General features: G+C 65.4%; 12 protein-coding genes. 6 read left to right on the top strand and 6 right to left on the bottom strand.

Annotated features, from left to right (window positions below; all coding sequences use genetic code 11):
* Window positions 1–92: 92 nt before the first annotated feature.
* Together PO883_RS22485 and PO883_RS22480 are read right to left on the bottom strand one after the other, a co-directional pair.
* Window positions 93–809 (bottom strand): LytTR family DNA-binding domain-containing protein, encoded by a 717-nt coding sequence (locus tag PO883_RS22485; RefSeq protein WP_289311732.1) that lies wholly within the window; start codon window positions 807–809, stop codon window positions 93–95.
* Window positions 797–1,852, bottom strand: a complete 1,056-nt coding sequence (locus PO883_RS22480; protein ID WP_289311731.1) for a sensor histidine kinase — start codon at window positions 1,850–1,852, stop codon at window positions 797–799. The genes PO883_RS22485 and PO883_RS22480 overlap by 13 nt, the downstream gene beginning before the upstream one ends.
* Window positions 1,853–1,941: 89 nt before the next feature.
* Between PO883_RS22480 and PO883_RS22475 the strand changes: the two genes are divergently transcribed.
* Complete coding sequence (locus PO883_RS22475) at window positions 1,942–2,547, top strand: YdeI family protein (protein WP_289311730.1); 606 nt, start codon at window positions 1,942–1,944, stop codon at window positions 2,545–2,547.
* Between the two features lie 9 nt (window positions 2,548–2,556).
* On the opposite strand, the gene PO883_RS22470 is transcribed toward PO883_RS22475, so the two are convergent.
* The 3 genes from PO883_RS22470 to ribA form a co-directional block, all read right to left on the bottom strand.
* The gene (locus PO883_RS22470) at window positions 2,557–3,528 is read right to left on the bottom strand and encodes an FHA domain-containing protein (RefSeq protein WP_289311729.1); all 972 of its coding nucleotides are present in this window, start codon (window positions 3,526–3,528) and stop codon (window positions 2,557–2,559) included.
* A complete protein-coding gene (locus tag PO883_RS22465) occupies window positions 3,525–4,946 on the bottom strand; it encodes a S1C family serine protease (RefSeq protein WP_289311728.1) in 1,422 nt (473 codons plus the stop codon). The genes PO883_RS22470 and PO883_RS22465 overlap by 4 nt, the downstream gene beginning before the upstream one ends.
* A 76-nt stretch (window positions 4,947–5,022) precedes the next feature.
* Window positions 5,023–5,673, bottom strand: coding sequence for a GTP cyclohydrolase II (gene ribA / locus PO883_RS22460; RefSeq protein WP_289311727.1), 651 nt, complete (start codon window positions 5,671–5,673; stop codon window positions 5,023–5,025).
* 175 nt (window positions 5,674–5,848) lie between these two features.
* On the opposite strand from ribA, the gene PO883_RS22455 reads away from it, so the two are divergent.
* Window positions 5,849–7,747 carry a PAS domain-containing sensor histidine kinase gene (locus tag PO883_RS22455; protein WP_289311726.1) on the top strand — a complete coding sequence of 633 codons (1,899 nt, stop codon included), beginning with the start codon at window positions 5,849–5,851 and terminating at the stop codon, window positions 7,745–7,747.
* Between the two features lie 65 nt (window positions 7,748–7,812).
* On the opposite strand, the gene PO883_RS22450 is transcribed toward PO883_RS22455, so the two are convergent.
* Complete coding sequence (locus tag PO883_RS22450; protein ID WP_289311725.1) at window positions 7,813–8,514, bottom strand: pirin family protein; 702 nt, start codon at window positions 8,512–8,514, stop codon at window positions 7,813–7,815.
* 151 nt (window positions 8,515–8,665) lie between these two features.
* Between PO883_RS22450 and PO883_RS22445 the strand changes: the two genes are divergently transcribed.
* The 4 genes from PO883_RS22445 to PO883_RS22430 all read left to right on the top strand — a co-directional run bounded on the left by PO883_RS22445 (window position 8,666) and on the right by PO883_RS22430 (window position 14,873).
* Window positions 8,666–9,601, top strand: coding sequence for a LysR family transcriptional regulator (locus PO883_RS22445; RefSeq protein ID WP_289311724.1), 936 nt, complete (start codon window positions 8,666–8,668; stop codon window positions 9,599–9,601).
* Window positions 9,602–9,750: 149 nt separating this feature from the next.
* Window positions 9,751–10,704, top strand: coding sequence for an HDOD domain-containing protein (locus tag PO883_RS22440; protein ID WP_289311723.1), 954 nt, complete (start codon window positions 9,751–9,753; stop codon window positions 10,702–10,704).
* Entirely contained in the window at window positions 10,697–12,883 is a 2,187-nt protein-coding gene (locus PO883_RS22435) for a bifunctional diguanylate cyclase/phosphodiesterase (protein WP_289311722.1), read from the top strand. The genes PO883_RS22440 and PO883_RS22435 overlap by 8 nt, the downstream gene beginning before the upstream one ends.
* Window positions 12,884–12,992: 109 nt before the next feature.
* The gene (locus PO883_RS22430) at window positions 12,993–14,873 is read left to right on the top strand and encodes a glycosyltransferase (protein ID WP_289311721.1); all 1,881 of its coding nucleotides are present in this window, start codon (window positions 12,993–12,995) and stop codon (window positions 14,871–14,873) included.
* Window positions 14,874–14,880: the final 7 nt, after the last annotated feature.

Genomic DNA, 14,880 nt, shown 5'->3' with positions numbered 1-14,880 from the left:
AGTGGAAAACCCCCAGTCTGGCTTGACACGCTCCGGCGCACCAGCGAAATGGGGCGAGCCGGGCTCCCGGTGGGGCGAAACGGGGCGCGGCCTTACAAAAGCGCGATCACGGCGGCCCGGTACTGGCGGCTGCACGGTACGCGCGCGCCGTCGCGCAGCACCAGTTCGCAGTCGCCCTTGTCGAGCGCCTCGACCCGTTCGATCCATGCCAGCTGTACGGCTGCGCGCCGGTGGCAGCGTACGAATCCCGGTCCCAGCTTGTCGAGCAGGCCGGCCAGCGTTTGCCGCATCAGCGGCTGCTCGCCGGCCGTGTGCAGCACCACGTAATTGTCGGCCGTTTCGATCCACCCGATCTGGTCGACACGGATCACGCGCGTGACGCCCCGTTCGGTCACCAGCAACTGGCGCAGCGCATGCTCGCCCGCGAATGGCGGCAGTGGCTGTGCGCTGCGCGCCAGCAGGCGTTCGCGCAGGCGCTGCAAGGCGCGCCGCAGGCGGGCCTGGTCATAGGGCTTGAGCAGATAATCGATGGCGTTGGCGTCGAAGGCCTTCAAGGCATACTGGTCGAACGCGGTCGCGAACACGATCAGCGGCGCCGGCGCGGGCAGCGAGGCGGCCAGTTCCAGGCCGCTCACCTCGGGCATCTGGATATCCAAAAACAGTGCGTCCGGCGCGAACGCCGCGATCTGCTGCATGGCGTCGATCCCGTCGCACGCTTCGGCAATGGCCTCGACGTCGGCCTCCTGTTCCAGCAGGTGGCGCAGCTTGGCGCGCGCGGGGCGCTCATCGTCGACGATCAGGATGCGCATGGCACCCTCATGAGCGCGCGCACGCCCCCCGGCGCCAGCGCCGACAGGGCCAGGCTGGCGCGCTCGCCGTACAGTGCCGCCATGCGCTCGCGCAGGTTGGACAGGCCAACGCCAGCCGGTGCATCCGGCGCCAGCGTGCCGGTGTCGTCGTCCAGGGTCACCACCAGCATGCCGTCATGGCGGCTGGCGGCGATGGCGATATGCGTCGTCCCGCGCCGCTTCTCCACGGTGTGCTTGAAGATATTTTCGAGCAGCGGCTGGATGCTCATCACCGGCACGGGGCAGGCCAGCGCATCGTCGTCGATCCGCCATTCGATGGCCACGCGTTCGGCGTAGCGTTCTTCCATCACGCGCGCATAGCCGCGCACCAGCCGCAGTTCGGTCGATAGCGGCGCGACCTGCAGTTCGCCGACGTCGAGCGTGGCACGCAGCACGTCGGCCAGCTGGATCAGCGTGGCGTCGGCGCGCGCCACGTCGGAATGCATCAGCGAGGAAATGGTGTTGAGCGCATTGAACAGAAAGTGCGGCTGCATCTGCTGGCGCAGGCGTTGCAGGTGCGCCTCGCGCAGCAGGGCGTTGGCCTTCTCGGCGCGCAGCTTCGCCTCCAGCAGCTCCTGATACGACAGGATGCCGAACACGATGACCGTGAACAGGCCGACAAACACGGACAGCTTGAGCGATTCGTAAAAGAAGGTCGGGCCCCAGGCTTCGTGCTCGTAGCGCGAACCGGCCAGCGCGTACACGCCATGGCGGATGCCGAACGCGATCGGCACGAACGCGATCCAGTACATCGGCAGGTATAGCGTCTGCAAGCCGAACCAGCGCCACGGTGTTGCCAGCAGATAGTCGTATTTGCGCGTCAGGCGCCGCTGGAGCGCCAGCAGGCTGCTTGCGGCCAGCATTGAGGAGCTTTCCCACAGCACCGGCTGCCACACCGTCTTGCCGCCATCGCGCAGATAATCTTCGACGGCGACCGATACCATGAGGGCCCAGAACAGCAGCCAGGCGACGCCGATGACGATGGTGAAACGTTCAAGTCGCATGAATAGGCCGCGGGGCTGGTCGAAGCGCTGATGATTGCGTATTCTGTCTTCCATGTCAAAGAATCGGGGGAGATGAGATGGAAGACGGGATGGAAACACCGCTGGCGCAGGACGACACCCCGCGCGCATTCGCCTCGCAGGCCGCCTGGGCGCAATGGCTGGCCGAACACCATGCCGCATCGCGCGGCGTATGGCTGCGCCACGCGAAGAAGGGCGCGCCGGATGCGACCGTGACGTACCAGGAAGCGCTGGAAGTGGCGCTGTGTTTCGGCTGGATCGACGGCCAGAAAAGAAGCCAGGATCAGCACCACTGGCTGCAGCGCTGGACGCCGCGCGCCGCCCGCAGCATCTGGTCGCGCGTGAACCGCGACAAGGCGCTCGGCTTCATCGCCGAGGGCAAGATGCAGCCGGCCGGCTTGGCCGAGGTGGAGCGCGCGCAAAAGGATGGCCGCTGGGACGCCGCCTACGAACCGGCCAGCGCGGCGCAGGTGCCGCCCGACCTGGAGGCGGCCTTCGATGCGCACCCCGGCGCGCGCGAATTCTTCGCCACGCTCAATGGGCAGAACCGCTATGCGGTGCTGTTTCGCATCCAGACCGCGGTCAAGCCCGACACGCGCGCGCGCCGCATCGCCACCTATGCGGCCATGCTGGCGCGCGGCGAAACGCTGCATCCCCTGATGGCCAGGAAAACCTGAGTCCGCGCCTCAGTCGTCGCCGCCGCCGTCGCCCTTGACCTTTTTGGCGCGTTCCGCATCGAGCCTGGCCTTCATGGCGGTGACGTCGCCCATGAATTCGTCGACGCTGTGGTCGGGACTGACGCGCGTCGATGGCGGCATCAGCACCGACATGAACAGCTCGTCGGCCACGCGTCCGTAGCGCTGCTGGTTGCTGATCAGGGTCAGGCCCGATCCGATCAGGGCCAGGATCAGGCAGGCCAGGGCGAAGCGGCGGGTCTGGTGCGGTTTGACCGTCCCCAGGTGAAAGAAGATCACGCCGGCCACGATGGCGATCGCCACGTGCGCACTGTAGCCGGTCAGCGCTTCGAGCGAAAACGCGTAGGCCGCGGTGCTCGACGCCATTTTGTAGGCCAGGATCGCCGTCAGGCCGCAGCCGAAGATGAACAGGTGGCGCCCGAGCCGCGCGTGGCGTCCGAACAGGCGGTTGGCGAAGGCCCAGGCGCCGCTCCATACCAGGCCGGCGCCGATGCCGTAGGCCAGGCCGAGCAGGTAGCGGATCAGCTGGAACGACTGGGTGTCGTTCAGCCACGTGGTAAACAGCGCAAAGGCGCCGATCAGCAGCAGGCCGACCAGGCCGGGAATGCCGCCCTCCCAGCCGTGCATGGTGCGGTCGACCAGCTCCGGCCCGACCGGAAAGTCGGCCCCGCGCACGCGCAGGCTGGTGTGGCCGATGCGGATCACGGTGTCGCCCGTCAGCACCAGGCTGGTCTTGCGCCGGCCCAGGTGGATCACGCCGTTCCTGGTGCCCAGGTCGCGCAGCACGACCTGGCCATCGTCGCCCGCTTCGAGCACGGCGTGGCGCGGCGCGGCGAAGGCGTCGTCGAGAATGAAGTCGTTGTCGTAGCCGCGGCCGAAGCGGATCGGCAGCGTGTGGACCTGGTGCCGGTGCAGCACGTCGCCATTGCGTGCCAGCGTTTCGATGAAGTAGGGCGCGTTCATGGCTTGGTCCCGCGCGCCAGCGCTTCGAGAAAGGTGCGCGTGGTGCGCAAGCCGTTTTCGTAGGAGACGCCGGAGACGTCGAGGCGGCTCTGCAAGGTGGCGCGGGCGTCGTCGGTGCTGGCCGTGAGCAGGGTGAAGTTGTACAGGCCCGCGAACTTGCGGTAGGCGCGCACGCAGGTCACCGCGCGCAGCGGGAGCGACTTGGTCTTGACGAATTTTTCGGTGCACATTGGCCCGGTCAGGCGCGTGTCCTTGGTGCTGCCCAGGTTATCGGTCTTGAACAGGGTCGTGGCCAGCACCGCGAAGCGCACCGGGTCCAGGATGGCCGAGCGCACGTACTGGTGCGTCATCGATACGTGCCCGGTCTGCTGCGAGTCCGATACGAAAATGGCGGACTCCATCGCGCAAGCCATGGTGTCGGCATTGAAGGTGGCTTCGGCCTTGACGTTCGAGCGCCCCCAGCAGCGCACCTGTTCCGACTCGCGCACCGGCACCTGGTACGGGCCCATGGTCTTGAGCGAGAGCGGGGCATCGAGCAGGCGGTCGATCATGGCGCGCTGGTGGGCCAGCAATTGCTGGCCGATCAGGGGATTGAAATCCTTGGGCGTGCTGGTTTGCGCCGCCACGCGTTTCAGCAACTCCTGGGCGAAGCGCACCGGCACCAGGAAGCTGATCAATTCGCCGTCGCGCCGCTTCGAGACATTGACCCCGGCCACGTCGCCGGCCACGGTCACGCTGGGGCCGCCGCTCATGCCCGAGTTGATCGGGCCGGTGAACATCAGCTGGTCGTAAAAGCTGCGCGTGATGATGCCGTTATACGAGCCCTCCGAAATGGCGAAGCCGAGATCGAGAGGATTGCCCAGCGAATACAGATACTGGCCCTGGGTCAGCTTGACCAGTTTCTCGGGGATATTGAAAAAGCCGCTGCCGTTGCGGTTGATGCGCACCACCGCCAGGTCGTGCAGCACGTCCACGGCCAGCAGCTCGACCGGACCGCTCTTGCCGTCGGTATCGATATATTCGCCCACGTAGACATCCGGGTCGAGCGCCATCTGCGATACCACGTGGTAATTGGTCAACACCAGGTTGCTGGTGCCGACCATGAAGCCCGAACCCACGGTCGACTGGCTGCGTCCATTCTTGAGCAGCATGCGGATTTGCAACAGGTCGCCCTTGGCGGCGGAATACACCTTTTGCGCGGCCGAGGAGGGCGGCGGCAGGGCGGCATTGTCTTCGACTTCGGGGGCGGGGGCCGGAGGCTGGGCGCCGGGCGGAATGACGGCCGGGGCTGGCGGGGGTACGACGGCGGGAATGGTCAGCGGGGCGGGCGGGCGGGGCGGCGCGGGTGGCGTCGCGGGCGCCGCGATAGCATGGGCGGCGAAGCAATAAGCAAGCACTGCAGTATTGACAAATTTCATGCAATCCTTCGGTGGCAAGAGCTGTTTCCGCTATCTTGCCACCAGCTTAGCTTATTTGCGCGCGTTACGGGTTCCCTTACAGTTCGCCGTCTTGCGCGACCGGCTCGGCCAGCGGGGTCATCATGTGGCCGAGTTTGGCTTCCTTGGTGTTCAGGTAGCTGTTGTTGAAGGCGTTGCGGTTCACCAGCAGCGGCACGCGTTCGCTGACGCTGACGCCGAGTTTTTCCATCGCATCGATCTTGCGCGGATTGTTGGTCATCAGGCGCAGCGCGCGGATGCCGAAATGGGCGAACATCGGCTGGCACAGCTCGTAATTGCGGGCGTCGGCGTGAAAGCCCAGCGCCAGGTTGGCCTCGACCGTATCGGCGCCGGCTTCCTGCAGGCGGTAGGCGCGCATCTTGTTGACCAGGCCGATGCCGCGCCCTTCCTGGCGCAGGTACAGCAGGATGCCGCGGCCTTCCTCGGCGATGCGCTTGAGTGCGCCTTCGAGCTGGGCGCCGCAATCGCAGCGTTGCGAAAACAGCACATCGCCGGTGAGGCATTCGGAGTGCACGCGCGCGAGCACGGGTGCGCCGTTGCCGATCTCGCCCAGGGTCATCGCCAGGTGCTCCTTGCCCGTTGCATGCTCGACAAAGGCGTGCAAGGTGAACTGCGCCCAGGGAGTGGGCAGTGCGCACGAGGTGGTGTAATCGAGGAGTTCTTCAGTGACGGGGGAGGGCATGGCCATGTTCTCAAATCTATTGCTGTAGCCGCAAGTGTAGCGGAAAATGGGGGGAGCCGTTGGGGGAGGGGCTCTAACACGGCCGGGAAAACCCTGACGCGCGCCCCCATAACGGTGTTCTGAACGAAAATGTCCGTTGGACAAAAAAGAGTGTACTTGCATTTTAATCTATAAAGTTGCCATGTCTCAATCCTATCTCGAAGCCGACCGCCTGAACCTGTTCATTTCCAAGGTCACCGATTACGCGATCTATATGCTGTCGGCCGATGGCGAGGTCGTGAGCTGGAATGCGGGCGCGGAACGCTTCAAGGGCTACACGCCGGATGAAATCATCGGCACGCATTTTTCGGCCTTTTACACGCCCGAGGACCGGGCCAACGGCGTTCCGCACAGGGCGCTGTATCAGGCCCGCACGACCGGCAAGTTCGAAGACGAGGGCTGGCGCGTGCGCAAGGACGGGTCCCTGTTCTGGGCCAGCGTCGTCATCGATCCGATTTTTGGCGCGGACGACGAGCTGCTGGGATACACCAAGATCACGCGCGACATCACGGAAAAGCGCCGCACGGCCGAAGCGCTGCACGCCAGCGAAGAGCGGTTCCGGCTGCTGGTGCAGAGCGTGACCGATTACGCTATCTATATGTTGTCGCCCGCCGGGCTGATCACCAATTGGAACGAGGGCGCCAGGCGCATCAAGCGGCTGGACTTCGACGACGTCAAGGGCAGCCATTTTTCGCGCTTCTATACCGACGAGGATAAACGCAACGGCATCCCGGGAAAAGCCTTGCGCACGGCGGAGCGGGACGGACGCTACGAGACGGAAGGGTGGCGCGTGCGCGGCGACGGCACCCGCTTCTGGGCTCACGTGGTGATCGATCCCGTGTTCGACTCGGCCAGGCAGCTGATCGGCTTCGCCAAGATCACGCGCGATATTACCGAGCGGCGCGAGGCGGCCCTCATGCTTGAGCGCACCCGGGAAGCGCTGCAGCAATCGCAAAAACTGGAGGCCATCGGCAAGCTGACCGGCGGTATCGCGCACGACTTCAATAACCTGTTGAACGTGATCTGCAGCGGCATCGACTTGTTGCGTGCGACGCCTTCGGATACCACCAAGCACCGCAGGATCATGGATAGCATGGAGCGCGCCGCACAGCGCGGCGCCGCGCTCACCGGCCAATTGCTTGCGTTCGCACGTCAACAACCGCTGGCACTCGAACTGCTTGACATTAACCACGTCATCGCGTCGTTCGAGGCCGTGCTGAGACGGGCCATTCCCAGCTCGGCCAGATTCGTGATTGAAAAGGCGCACGTCGGCACGGTGCGCACCGATGTCTCGCAATTCGAGTCCGCGCTCCTGAACCTGGTGATCAATGCACGCGATGCCTTGAATGACGACGGGACCATTTCGCTGGAAACGCGCCAGGTCATCCTTGGCGATAACGAGATCGATCACCTCCCTGCGGGGATATATGCGCTCATTACGGTCGGCGACGATGGAACCGGCATGGCGCCAGAGGTCGCGGCCCGTGCGCTGGAGCCTTTTTTCACGACCAAAGCGGTAGGCAAGGGAACCGGCCTCGGGCTGAGCCAGGTGTATGGCTTGATGCAGCAATCGGGCGGCCACCTGGTCATCAAGTCGGTGGTGGGGCAAGGCACCTGCATTTCCTTGTACTTTCCGGCGCAGGAGGCGGAGCTGGGGGCGGAGCCTGAAGCGCCAAGTCTCGATAAAGCACTGGTCGTCGATGACCAGCCCGATGTGCTGGACATGACGGTGGCCATCTTCCAAAGCCTGGGTTACGATGCGATCGCTGCGAACAGCGGGGCCGAAGCGATGCACCTGTTGCAGCAGCATCGTGATATCAAAGTGCTGTTTACCGACGTGGTGATGCCCGACATGAACGGCGTGGTGCTCGCGCAGGCCGCCAGGGAGCTTGCGCCCGAGATGAAAATCCTCCTCACCTCCGGCTACATGAGTGGTCCGCTGCGCGAGCAATTCGGCGACGGCCTCGCGCAGTTCGAACTGATCACCAAGCCGTACCGGCTGGCGGACGTGGCCAAGCGCCTGCGCGCTGCCACCACCTGACAGGCAAGCCCCCGATCGATCGCCCGGATGGTGCGCAGCGCACACTGCGCACCATCGACGGCCGGTTAGTAAGGCAGGTCAAACACCAGCACCTCGGCCGCCTCGGTGTTCTCGATCCTGATGGCGCTCTCCTGCGTCATTTTCAGGGCATCGCCGCCGTTGAGCTGCACGCCGTTCACCGTCAGCGAACCCCGGATCAGGTGGACGTAGCCCGTGCGTCCTTGCGCCAGCGTGTGTTCGATCGCCTCGCCGCCATTCAGGATCCCCGCATAAATCGCGGCATCCTGGTGAATCAGCACCGAACCCTGGCGACCGTCGCCCGAGGCAATCAGGCGCAGCTGGCCGATTTTGCTCTCCGGCGTGAAGTGCTTTTCCTCGTAGCTGGGAGCAATGCCCGTCACGTTCGGCTGGATCCAGATTTGCAGGAAGTGCACCTGCTCCGTGGCCGAGCCGTTGAATTCGCTGTGCCGCACGCCGGTCCCGGCGCTCATCCGCTGCACATCGCCATAGTGCAATACCGACCCGGTGCCCATGCTGTCCTTGTGTTCCAGCGCCCCTTCCAGCACGTAGGAAATAATCTCCATGTCGCGGTGGCCGTGGGTGCCAAAACCTTGCGAGGGCGCTACTTTGTCTTCGTTAATGACCAGCAGCGGGCCGAAACCGGTGTGTTTCGGATCGTGATAGTGACCGAAAGAAAACGTATGTTTGGATTGCAGCCAGCCATGATTTGCGTTGCCACGTTCTGCGCCTTGACGAATTTCCAACATGATATGCTCCGTTTCTTTAAGGTTAATGTGCAATAATTTCGATCCACGTTATCGGTGGATTTCTGTTTCACTGCACCGATGAAGCTAGTATAGGCGTCGTCAAGCGAATCAAAAAACGGAAAATTTCGTCCTCTATGATCGAAAAAATCGAATGTTAAAACTGAGCCTGGAAGCACTGCTGATCATCGACGCCATCGACCGCCGTGGCTCGTTTTCCAAGGCGGGCCAGGAATTGCACCGGGTGCCCTCGAGCATTTCCTACACGGTGGCCAAGCTGGAGGAAGACCTGGGCGTGCAAGTGTTCGAGCGCAATGGTCCGCGCATCCTGCTCACCCCGGCCGGGCGCGAATTGCTCACCGAAGGGCGCTACCTGCTCAAGGCCGCGCAAGACCTGGAACACCGCGTGCGCCGTGTCGCTTCCGGCTGGGAAACCGAACTGGGCATCGGCATCGATTCGATGTTTTCCGCGCTGGCGCTGCGCGACGATATCCGCGCCTTTTACGATGTAGCCCAGCAGACCCGCCTGCGCATCGTGCAGGAAACCTTGTCCGGCCCGTGGGAAGCCTTGCTCGACCGCCGCGTCGACCTGCTGGTCGGCGTCGCCGGCGACGGTCCGGCCGGGGGCGGCTACGTTGCGCGCGTGATCGGCTCGATGCCCTTCGTGTTCGCCGTCGCGCCCGGCCATCCGCTGGCGGCCATGCCCGAGCCGCTCGGACGCAGCCAGTTGCAGAATCACCGCGCCATCGTGGTGGCCGATTCGGCACGCAATATGGCCGCGCGCACGGTCGGCCTGCTGCTCGGCCAGGACGCGCTGACCGTGCCCACCATGCAAGCCAAATACGATGTGCAGATCGCCGGCCTGGGCTTCGGCTTTCTGCCCGAAGCCTGCGCCCGCCCCGCCATCGAACGCGGCTTGTTGATCGAAAAACAGGTCGAGGAAGTACGCGGCGCCGAAACCTTTTACCTGGCCTGGCGCGTGGGCGAGGAGGGCGCGGCCCTGCGCTGGTGGCGCGAGCGCATGCAGCGCCCCGGCCTGTTTGCGCAACTGGCCGGTTTTGTGCCGGGCGGATTTGCAACACGGGCTTGAACAGGGAAAAATTTTTCCGCGAATCACCTTAGTTCTTGATCGAAACGTTGGTGAGGGTAAATAACTCGGGGGTACCATGAACTTCACTGTTACCCACCTTCTCGATCCCGATGACTTGCTCGAGCCCGGCGCCATTACTTGTTTTACGCGTGTTAGCGGACCGCCGCGGCGTACCGTCCGGCCTGCTGATCGAGGCCGGCGCGGCAGCGGCCGACGCGCTCGTGGCGCCGTCCACCGTGGCCGCGCTGGGCGCCTTGCGCGAGGAATTTCCCTGCCTGTACCGGGCCGGCCTTGATGTCCGGCTGGCCGACCTGCTGCGCGGCCAGGGCTGGAGCGAGCTGGCCGCGCCCAGCCTGTTTTGCGCCGACGAGCGCCTGAGCGCGGCGCTGCTGCCCCCTGAAGCGCGCTGGATCGATGGCGACTGGTGCATGGCCGCGCCAGCCAGGGAGCCGGCCCGCCAGGCGGCATCGCGCACGCTCGCCCTGCAACTGGTGCAACTGGTCGCCGCCGACGCCGACACCCACGAAATCGAAGCGCTGCTGCGGCTCGACCCGACCCTCTCTTACCAGCTGCTGCGCCTGGTGAATTCACTCGGCATGGGTGTGGTGCGGCGCATCACCAGCTTTGGCCAGGCGCTGCTGATCCTTGGGCGCCAGCAACTGCGGCGCTGGCTCAACCTGATGCTGTTCGCCGCCAACAAGGATGACATCCGTTCGCCCATGCTGCTGGCGCGCGTGTCGGTGCGCGCGCGTGCGCTCGAACTGCTGGCGCGCACCCGAGGCCTGGACAAGCTCACCCAGGAGCAAGCCTTCATGACCGGCATGTTCTCGCTGCTCGGCGTCCTGTTCGGCATGCCGCTGCCGGCGATCCTGGCGCCGCTCTCGATCAGCGACGCGGTCCAGGGCGCGCTGCTGCACCGCGACGGTGAACTGGGCGCGCTGCTGGACCTGGTCGAAAGCGCCGAACGGGGCCAACCCGATGCCCTGGCGGCGCGCATCGATGCGCTGCAAATGACGCCGTGCGACTTCAACGGCGCCATCATCGAAGCGAACCGCTGGATGCTGGGCGCGCTGCGCGACAGCGGCGCGCGTCATCATGGCTGAATCGGCCCTCGACCGCAGCCTCGACCTCGTGCGCACCGCGCGCGCGATGGAGGGCAGTGCGCTGACCCAGATGCTGGTGCGGCTCGAAGCCGAGCTGCTGCTGGCCAAAGAGGCCCAGCAACCACCGGCGCGGCGCCTGCTGCGGCACCACGCCGACACCTACGAAGCGTCCGACGAACCGGTGATCGTGCTCGATTTGTCGGGCTACCTCACCAGCTGGAACCGTGGCGCCGAGGCGGTGTTCGGCTACAGCAGCGAGGAAGCGATCGGCCAGCACGTGCTGTTCCTGTACGCCGACGATACCGACGAAGTCGACCCCGGCATCGCCGAACTGTTCCTCGAACACGGCAGCTGCCTGGTCGAAGTGCGGCGCCGCCGCAAGAGCGGTGACGTGATCTGGGTGCGCCTGGCGCTGTCGCTGATCCACGATGACGATGGCGAAGCGGTCGGCATGCTGGTGCACCTCTCGCCGCTGGCGGAACACCTGACCGAGGAAGACAAGATCCGCCTGTACGCCCGCATCATCGAAGACAGCGACCAGGGCGTGCTCATTACCGATGCCAGCGAGCGCATCGTCTCGATCAACAGTTCGTTTACCCGCATCACCGGCTACTCGGCGGCCGAATCGATCGGCCAGACCCCCGACCTGCTGCGCTCCGGCGTGCACGACGCCGAGTTCCGCGCCAAGGTGCGCGCCGCCATGCAGGGCAACGGCCCGTTCCGGGGCGAGATTGTCGGCAAGCGCAAAAATGGCGAGCTGTTTCCGCAATCGGTCACCATCAGCGTGGTGCGCAATGCGGCGGGCAGGATCACCCACACCTTCTCGCTGTTTTCCGACATCAGCGTGCACAAGGACGCCGAAGCGCGCATGCAGCGCATGGCCAACTACGACGGCCTGACCGGCCTGCCGAACCGCTCGCTGTTCAATCACCTGGTCGGACAAGTGCTCAACGAAGCGCGGCGCGGCAACGAGTACGGCGCGTTGATGGTGGTCGAAGTGAACCGCATCGGCGCCATCAGCGACACGCTCGGCCACGACGTGGCCAGCGAAGTCATTTGCATGGTGGGGCGCCAGTTCCGCTGCGTGCTGCGCGAGCCGGACATCCTGGCGCGCATCGACGGCAGCAAATTCGCCATTGCCCTGCCCAGCATCGGCCAGCGCGAGCACGCCGGCATCGTCGCGCAAAAGCTGCTGGCGACACTGGCCGCGCCGCTGCTGGTGGCCGGCCATGGCTTGCAGGTGAGCGCCAATATCGGCATCGCGCTATACCTCGACGACAGCATGGATACCGCCTCGCTGCTGCGCTTTGCCGAGGTGGCGCTGGCCAAGGCCGGCGAATCCGGCGCCGGCGGTTTCCTGTTCTACCGCGACGAGATGGACCAGCGCGCGCGCGAGCGCCTGCGCCTGGAAACCGAACTGCGCGACGCCCTGGCCGGCAACCAGTTCGAGCTGCACTACCAGCCCAAGGTGAGCCTGCGCAGCGGCCGCATCGTGGGTGCCGAGGCGCTGATCCGCTGGCGCCATCCGGAGCGCGGCATGGTCTCGCCAGGCGTGTTCATTCCGCTGGCCGAGGAAACCGGCCTGATTTTCGATATCGGCAACTGGGTCATGAACGAAGCCTGCCGCCAGATCCGCGCGTGGGACGATGCGGGCCTGTCCATGCCGCCGATCGCGATCAACGTCTCGGCGCGCCAGTTCGACCGCACCCTGCCGGGCCGTGTGAGCGACATGCTGGACCGGCACCGCGTCGAGCCGACGCAAATCATGCTGGAGATAACCGAGAGCCTGCTGGTGCGCGGCACCGACGGCGTGATCGCCATCATGAACGAACTGGTGGCCATGGGCCTGGCGCTGGCGCTGGACGACTTTGGCACCGGCTATTCGAGCCTGGCTTATCTGAAGAAATTTCCGATCAGCACGCTCAAGATCGACCGCTCCTTCGTGATTGGCTTGCCGTACGAAGAAAACGATTGCGCCATCGCCCGCGCGATCGTGACGATGGCCCAGCAATTGCGCCAGGAAATCGTGGCCGAAGGCGTCGAGACGCCTGAGCAGATGGCCTTCTTGCGCGACCTCGGCTGCGACCAGCTGCAAGGCTATCTGTTCAGCCAGGCGGTGTGCGCGGATGAGTTTGCCCGCATGCAGCGCGAAGCGAAACGGCTGATGGTGACCCGCTGAAGCGCTGGAGCGCCAATCGCGCGCACTTCTGTTCAACATCAAACAAGGCGCGCATTTTCCGCGCATGCTTTCTTCACAGGTCAACCACCCCTTTGAAGAGTCCGCTTTGATGATCCCTTCCCCTACCGATCCGCAAGTCACGGTGCTGATGCCGACCTACGGCCAGTCCGCTTTCATCCGGCGCGCGCTCGACAGCCTGCTGGCCCAGTCCATGCAGGACTGGGAAGCCATCCTCATCGACGATGGCTCGCCCGACGACACGGCCGCCATCGCCGCCCCGTTCCTGCTTGACGCGCGCGTGCGCTACCGGCGCCTGCCGCACAACACCGGCCTGGGCAACGCCCTGAACTGCGCGCTGGACCTGGCGCGCGCGCCGCTGATCGCCTGCCTGCCCAGCGACGATGTGTTCTACCGCGACCATCTGGCCTCGCTGTGCGCGGCGCTGCATGCCGATCCCGGCGCCGTTCTCGCCTACGCGGGCGTGCGCCATCATTACAACCGCGAAGCCGACGGCCTGATCGCCGGCGGCGCGCTGCAACTGGTCCAGTGCATGTACCGCGCGAGCGAGCTGCGCTGGACCGACCGCGACGAGCTCGAATCGGACGACCTGGAACGCCTGTTCTGGTCGCGCCTGCGCGCGCAGGGCGCCTTTAGCGGCACCGGCCGGGTAACGTGCGAATGGACCAGCCACCCGGCCCAGCGCCACAAGCTGATGCAGGAGCCGGCGGGCGGCATCAACCCGTTCCGCCAGCATTACCGGGTGCGCGAACCGCTGCGCTTCCACACCACGGTAGGCAACGCGATCGACGAGGTGGCGCAGTACCGCGCCATGCGCGCGCGCCCGCCCACGCCGGCTGCGGACGATGGCTTGACCATCCTGCTGGCCGGCGAACTGGCCTATAACGCCGACCGGGTGCTGGCGCTGGAAGAGCAGGGCCACACCCTGCACGGACTATGGATGCGCGCGCCGTACTGGTACAACACGGTCGGGCCGCTGCCGTTCGGCCATGTGCGCGAAGTGCGCTCCGGCCGCTGGCGCGAGGCACTCGCGCAGCTGCGGCCGCACATCATCCACGCCCAGCTGAACTGGCAAGCGGTGCCGTTTTGCCACGAGCTGATGCTGGCCACGCCCGGCGTGCCGTTCGTGTGGCACTTCAAGGAAGGCCCGTTCATCTGTCTTGAAAAAGGCAGCTGGCCGCAGCTGATGGACCTGTTCGAGCTGGCCGACGGCTGCATTTTCAGCAGCCCGGAAATGCGCGACTGGTTCGATACGGTCTTGCCGGGTTTGTCGACGTCCAAGCCCTGCCATGTGCTCGATGGCGACCTGCCCAAGGCGAGCTGGTTCGGCGGCGTGCGCACACCCTTGCTGTCCGCCGCCGGGGACGGCGAATTGCACACCGTGGTTCCCGGCCGCCCCATCGGCCTGCATCCCCACACCGTCGGCGAACTGGCGGCCCAGGGCATCCACCTGCATTTCTACGGCGACTTTACGCACGGCCAGTGGCGCCAATGGATCGCCGACGCACGGCGCCTGGCGCCACGCCACCTGCACCTGCACGCCAACGTCGACCAGTCGCGCTGGGTCGACGAATTCTCGCGCTACGACGCCGGCTGGCTGCACGCCTTCGCCAGCACCAACCAGGGCGAACTGCGGCGCGCCAACTGGGATGACCTGAACTATCCGGCGCGCATGGCGACGCTGGCGGCGGCCGGCCTGCCGATGATCCAGCGCCGCAACGAGGGCGCCATCGTCGCGACGCAGTCATTGTCGCGCACGCTCGGCACCGGCCTGTTCTACGATTCCATCGCGCACCTGGGCGCCTTGCTGCGCGACCGTCCGCACATGGACGCGCTGCGCGAGCAGGTGTGGTCGCAGCGCGCGCGCTTCACCTTTGATGCCCATGTACCCGAACTGGTCGCGTTTTTCCGGCAAGTGATCGCGGCGGCAGGCAGCAATCGCTCGCGTGGGGAGCGCACGGCGACGGGCTGACCGTCAG

Origin of the sequence: Massilia sp. DJPM01 (assembly GCF_030348125.1) — a bacterium.
Taxonomy (GTDB): Bacteria; Pseudomonadota; Gammaproteobacteria; order Burkholderiales; family Burkholderiaceae_D; genus Telluria_A; species Telluria_A frigida.
The sequence above is the reverse complement of the archived record's forward strand: the minus strand, read 5'-3'. Positions and strand labels throughout refer to the sequence as shown.

Bases quoted from the DNA above. Each gene is read 5' to 3' on its own strand.
- PO883_RS22480 (WP_289311731.1), bottom strand. From the start codon at position 1,852: ATGCGACTTGAACGTTTCACCATCGTCATCGGCGTCGCCTGGCTGCTG.
- ribA (WP_289311727.1), bottom strand. From the start codon at position 5,673: ATGGCCATGCCCTCCCCCGTCACTGAAGAACTCCTCGATTACACCACC.
- PO883_RS22430 (WP_289311721.1), top strand. From the start codon at position 12,993: ATGATCCCTTCCCCTACCGATCCGCAAGTCACGGTGCTGATGCCGACC.
- PO883_RS22475 (WP_289311730.1), top strand. From the start codon at position 1,942: ATGGAAACACCGCTGGCGCAGGACGACACCCCGCGCGCATTCGCCTCG.
- PO883_RS22435 (WP_289311722.1), top strand. From the start codon at position 10,697: ATGGCTGAATCGGCCCTCGACCGCAGCCTCGACCTCGTGCGCACCGCG.
- PO883_RS22470 (WP_289311729.1), bottom strand. From the start codon at position 3,528: ATGAACGCGCCCTACTTCATCGAAACGCTGGCACGCAATGGCGACGTG.
- PO883_RS22465 (WP_289311728.1), bottom strand. From the start codon at position 4,946: ATGAAATTTGTCAATACTGCAGTGCTTGCTTATTGCTTCGCCGCCCAT.
- PO883_RS22445 (WP_289311724.1), top strand. From the start codon at position 8,666: ATGTTAAAACTGAGCCTGGAAGCACTGCTGATCATCGACGCCATCGAC.
- PO883_RS22450 (WP_289311725.1), bottom strand. From the start codon at position 8,514: ATGTTGGAAATTCGTCAAGGCGCAGAACGTGGCAACGCAAATCATGGC.
- PO883_RS22485 (WP_289311732.1), bottom strand. From the start codon at position 809: ATGCGCATCCTGATCGTCGACGATGAGCGCCCCGCGCGCGCCAAGCTG.
- PO883_RS22455 (WP_289311726.1), top strand. From the start codon at position 5,849: ATGTCTCAATCCTATCTCGAAGCCGACCGCCTGAACCTGTTCATTTCC.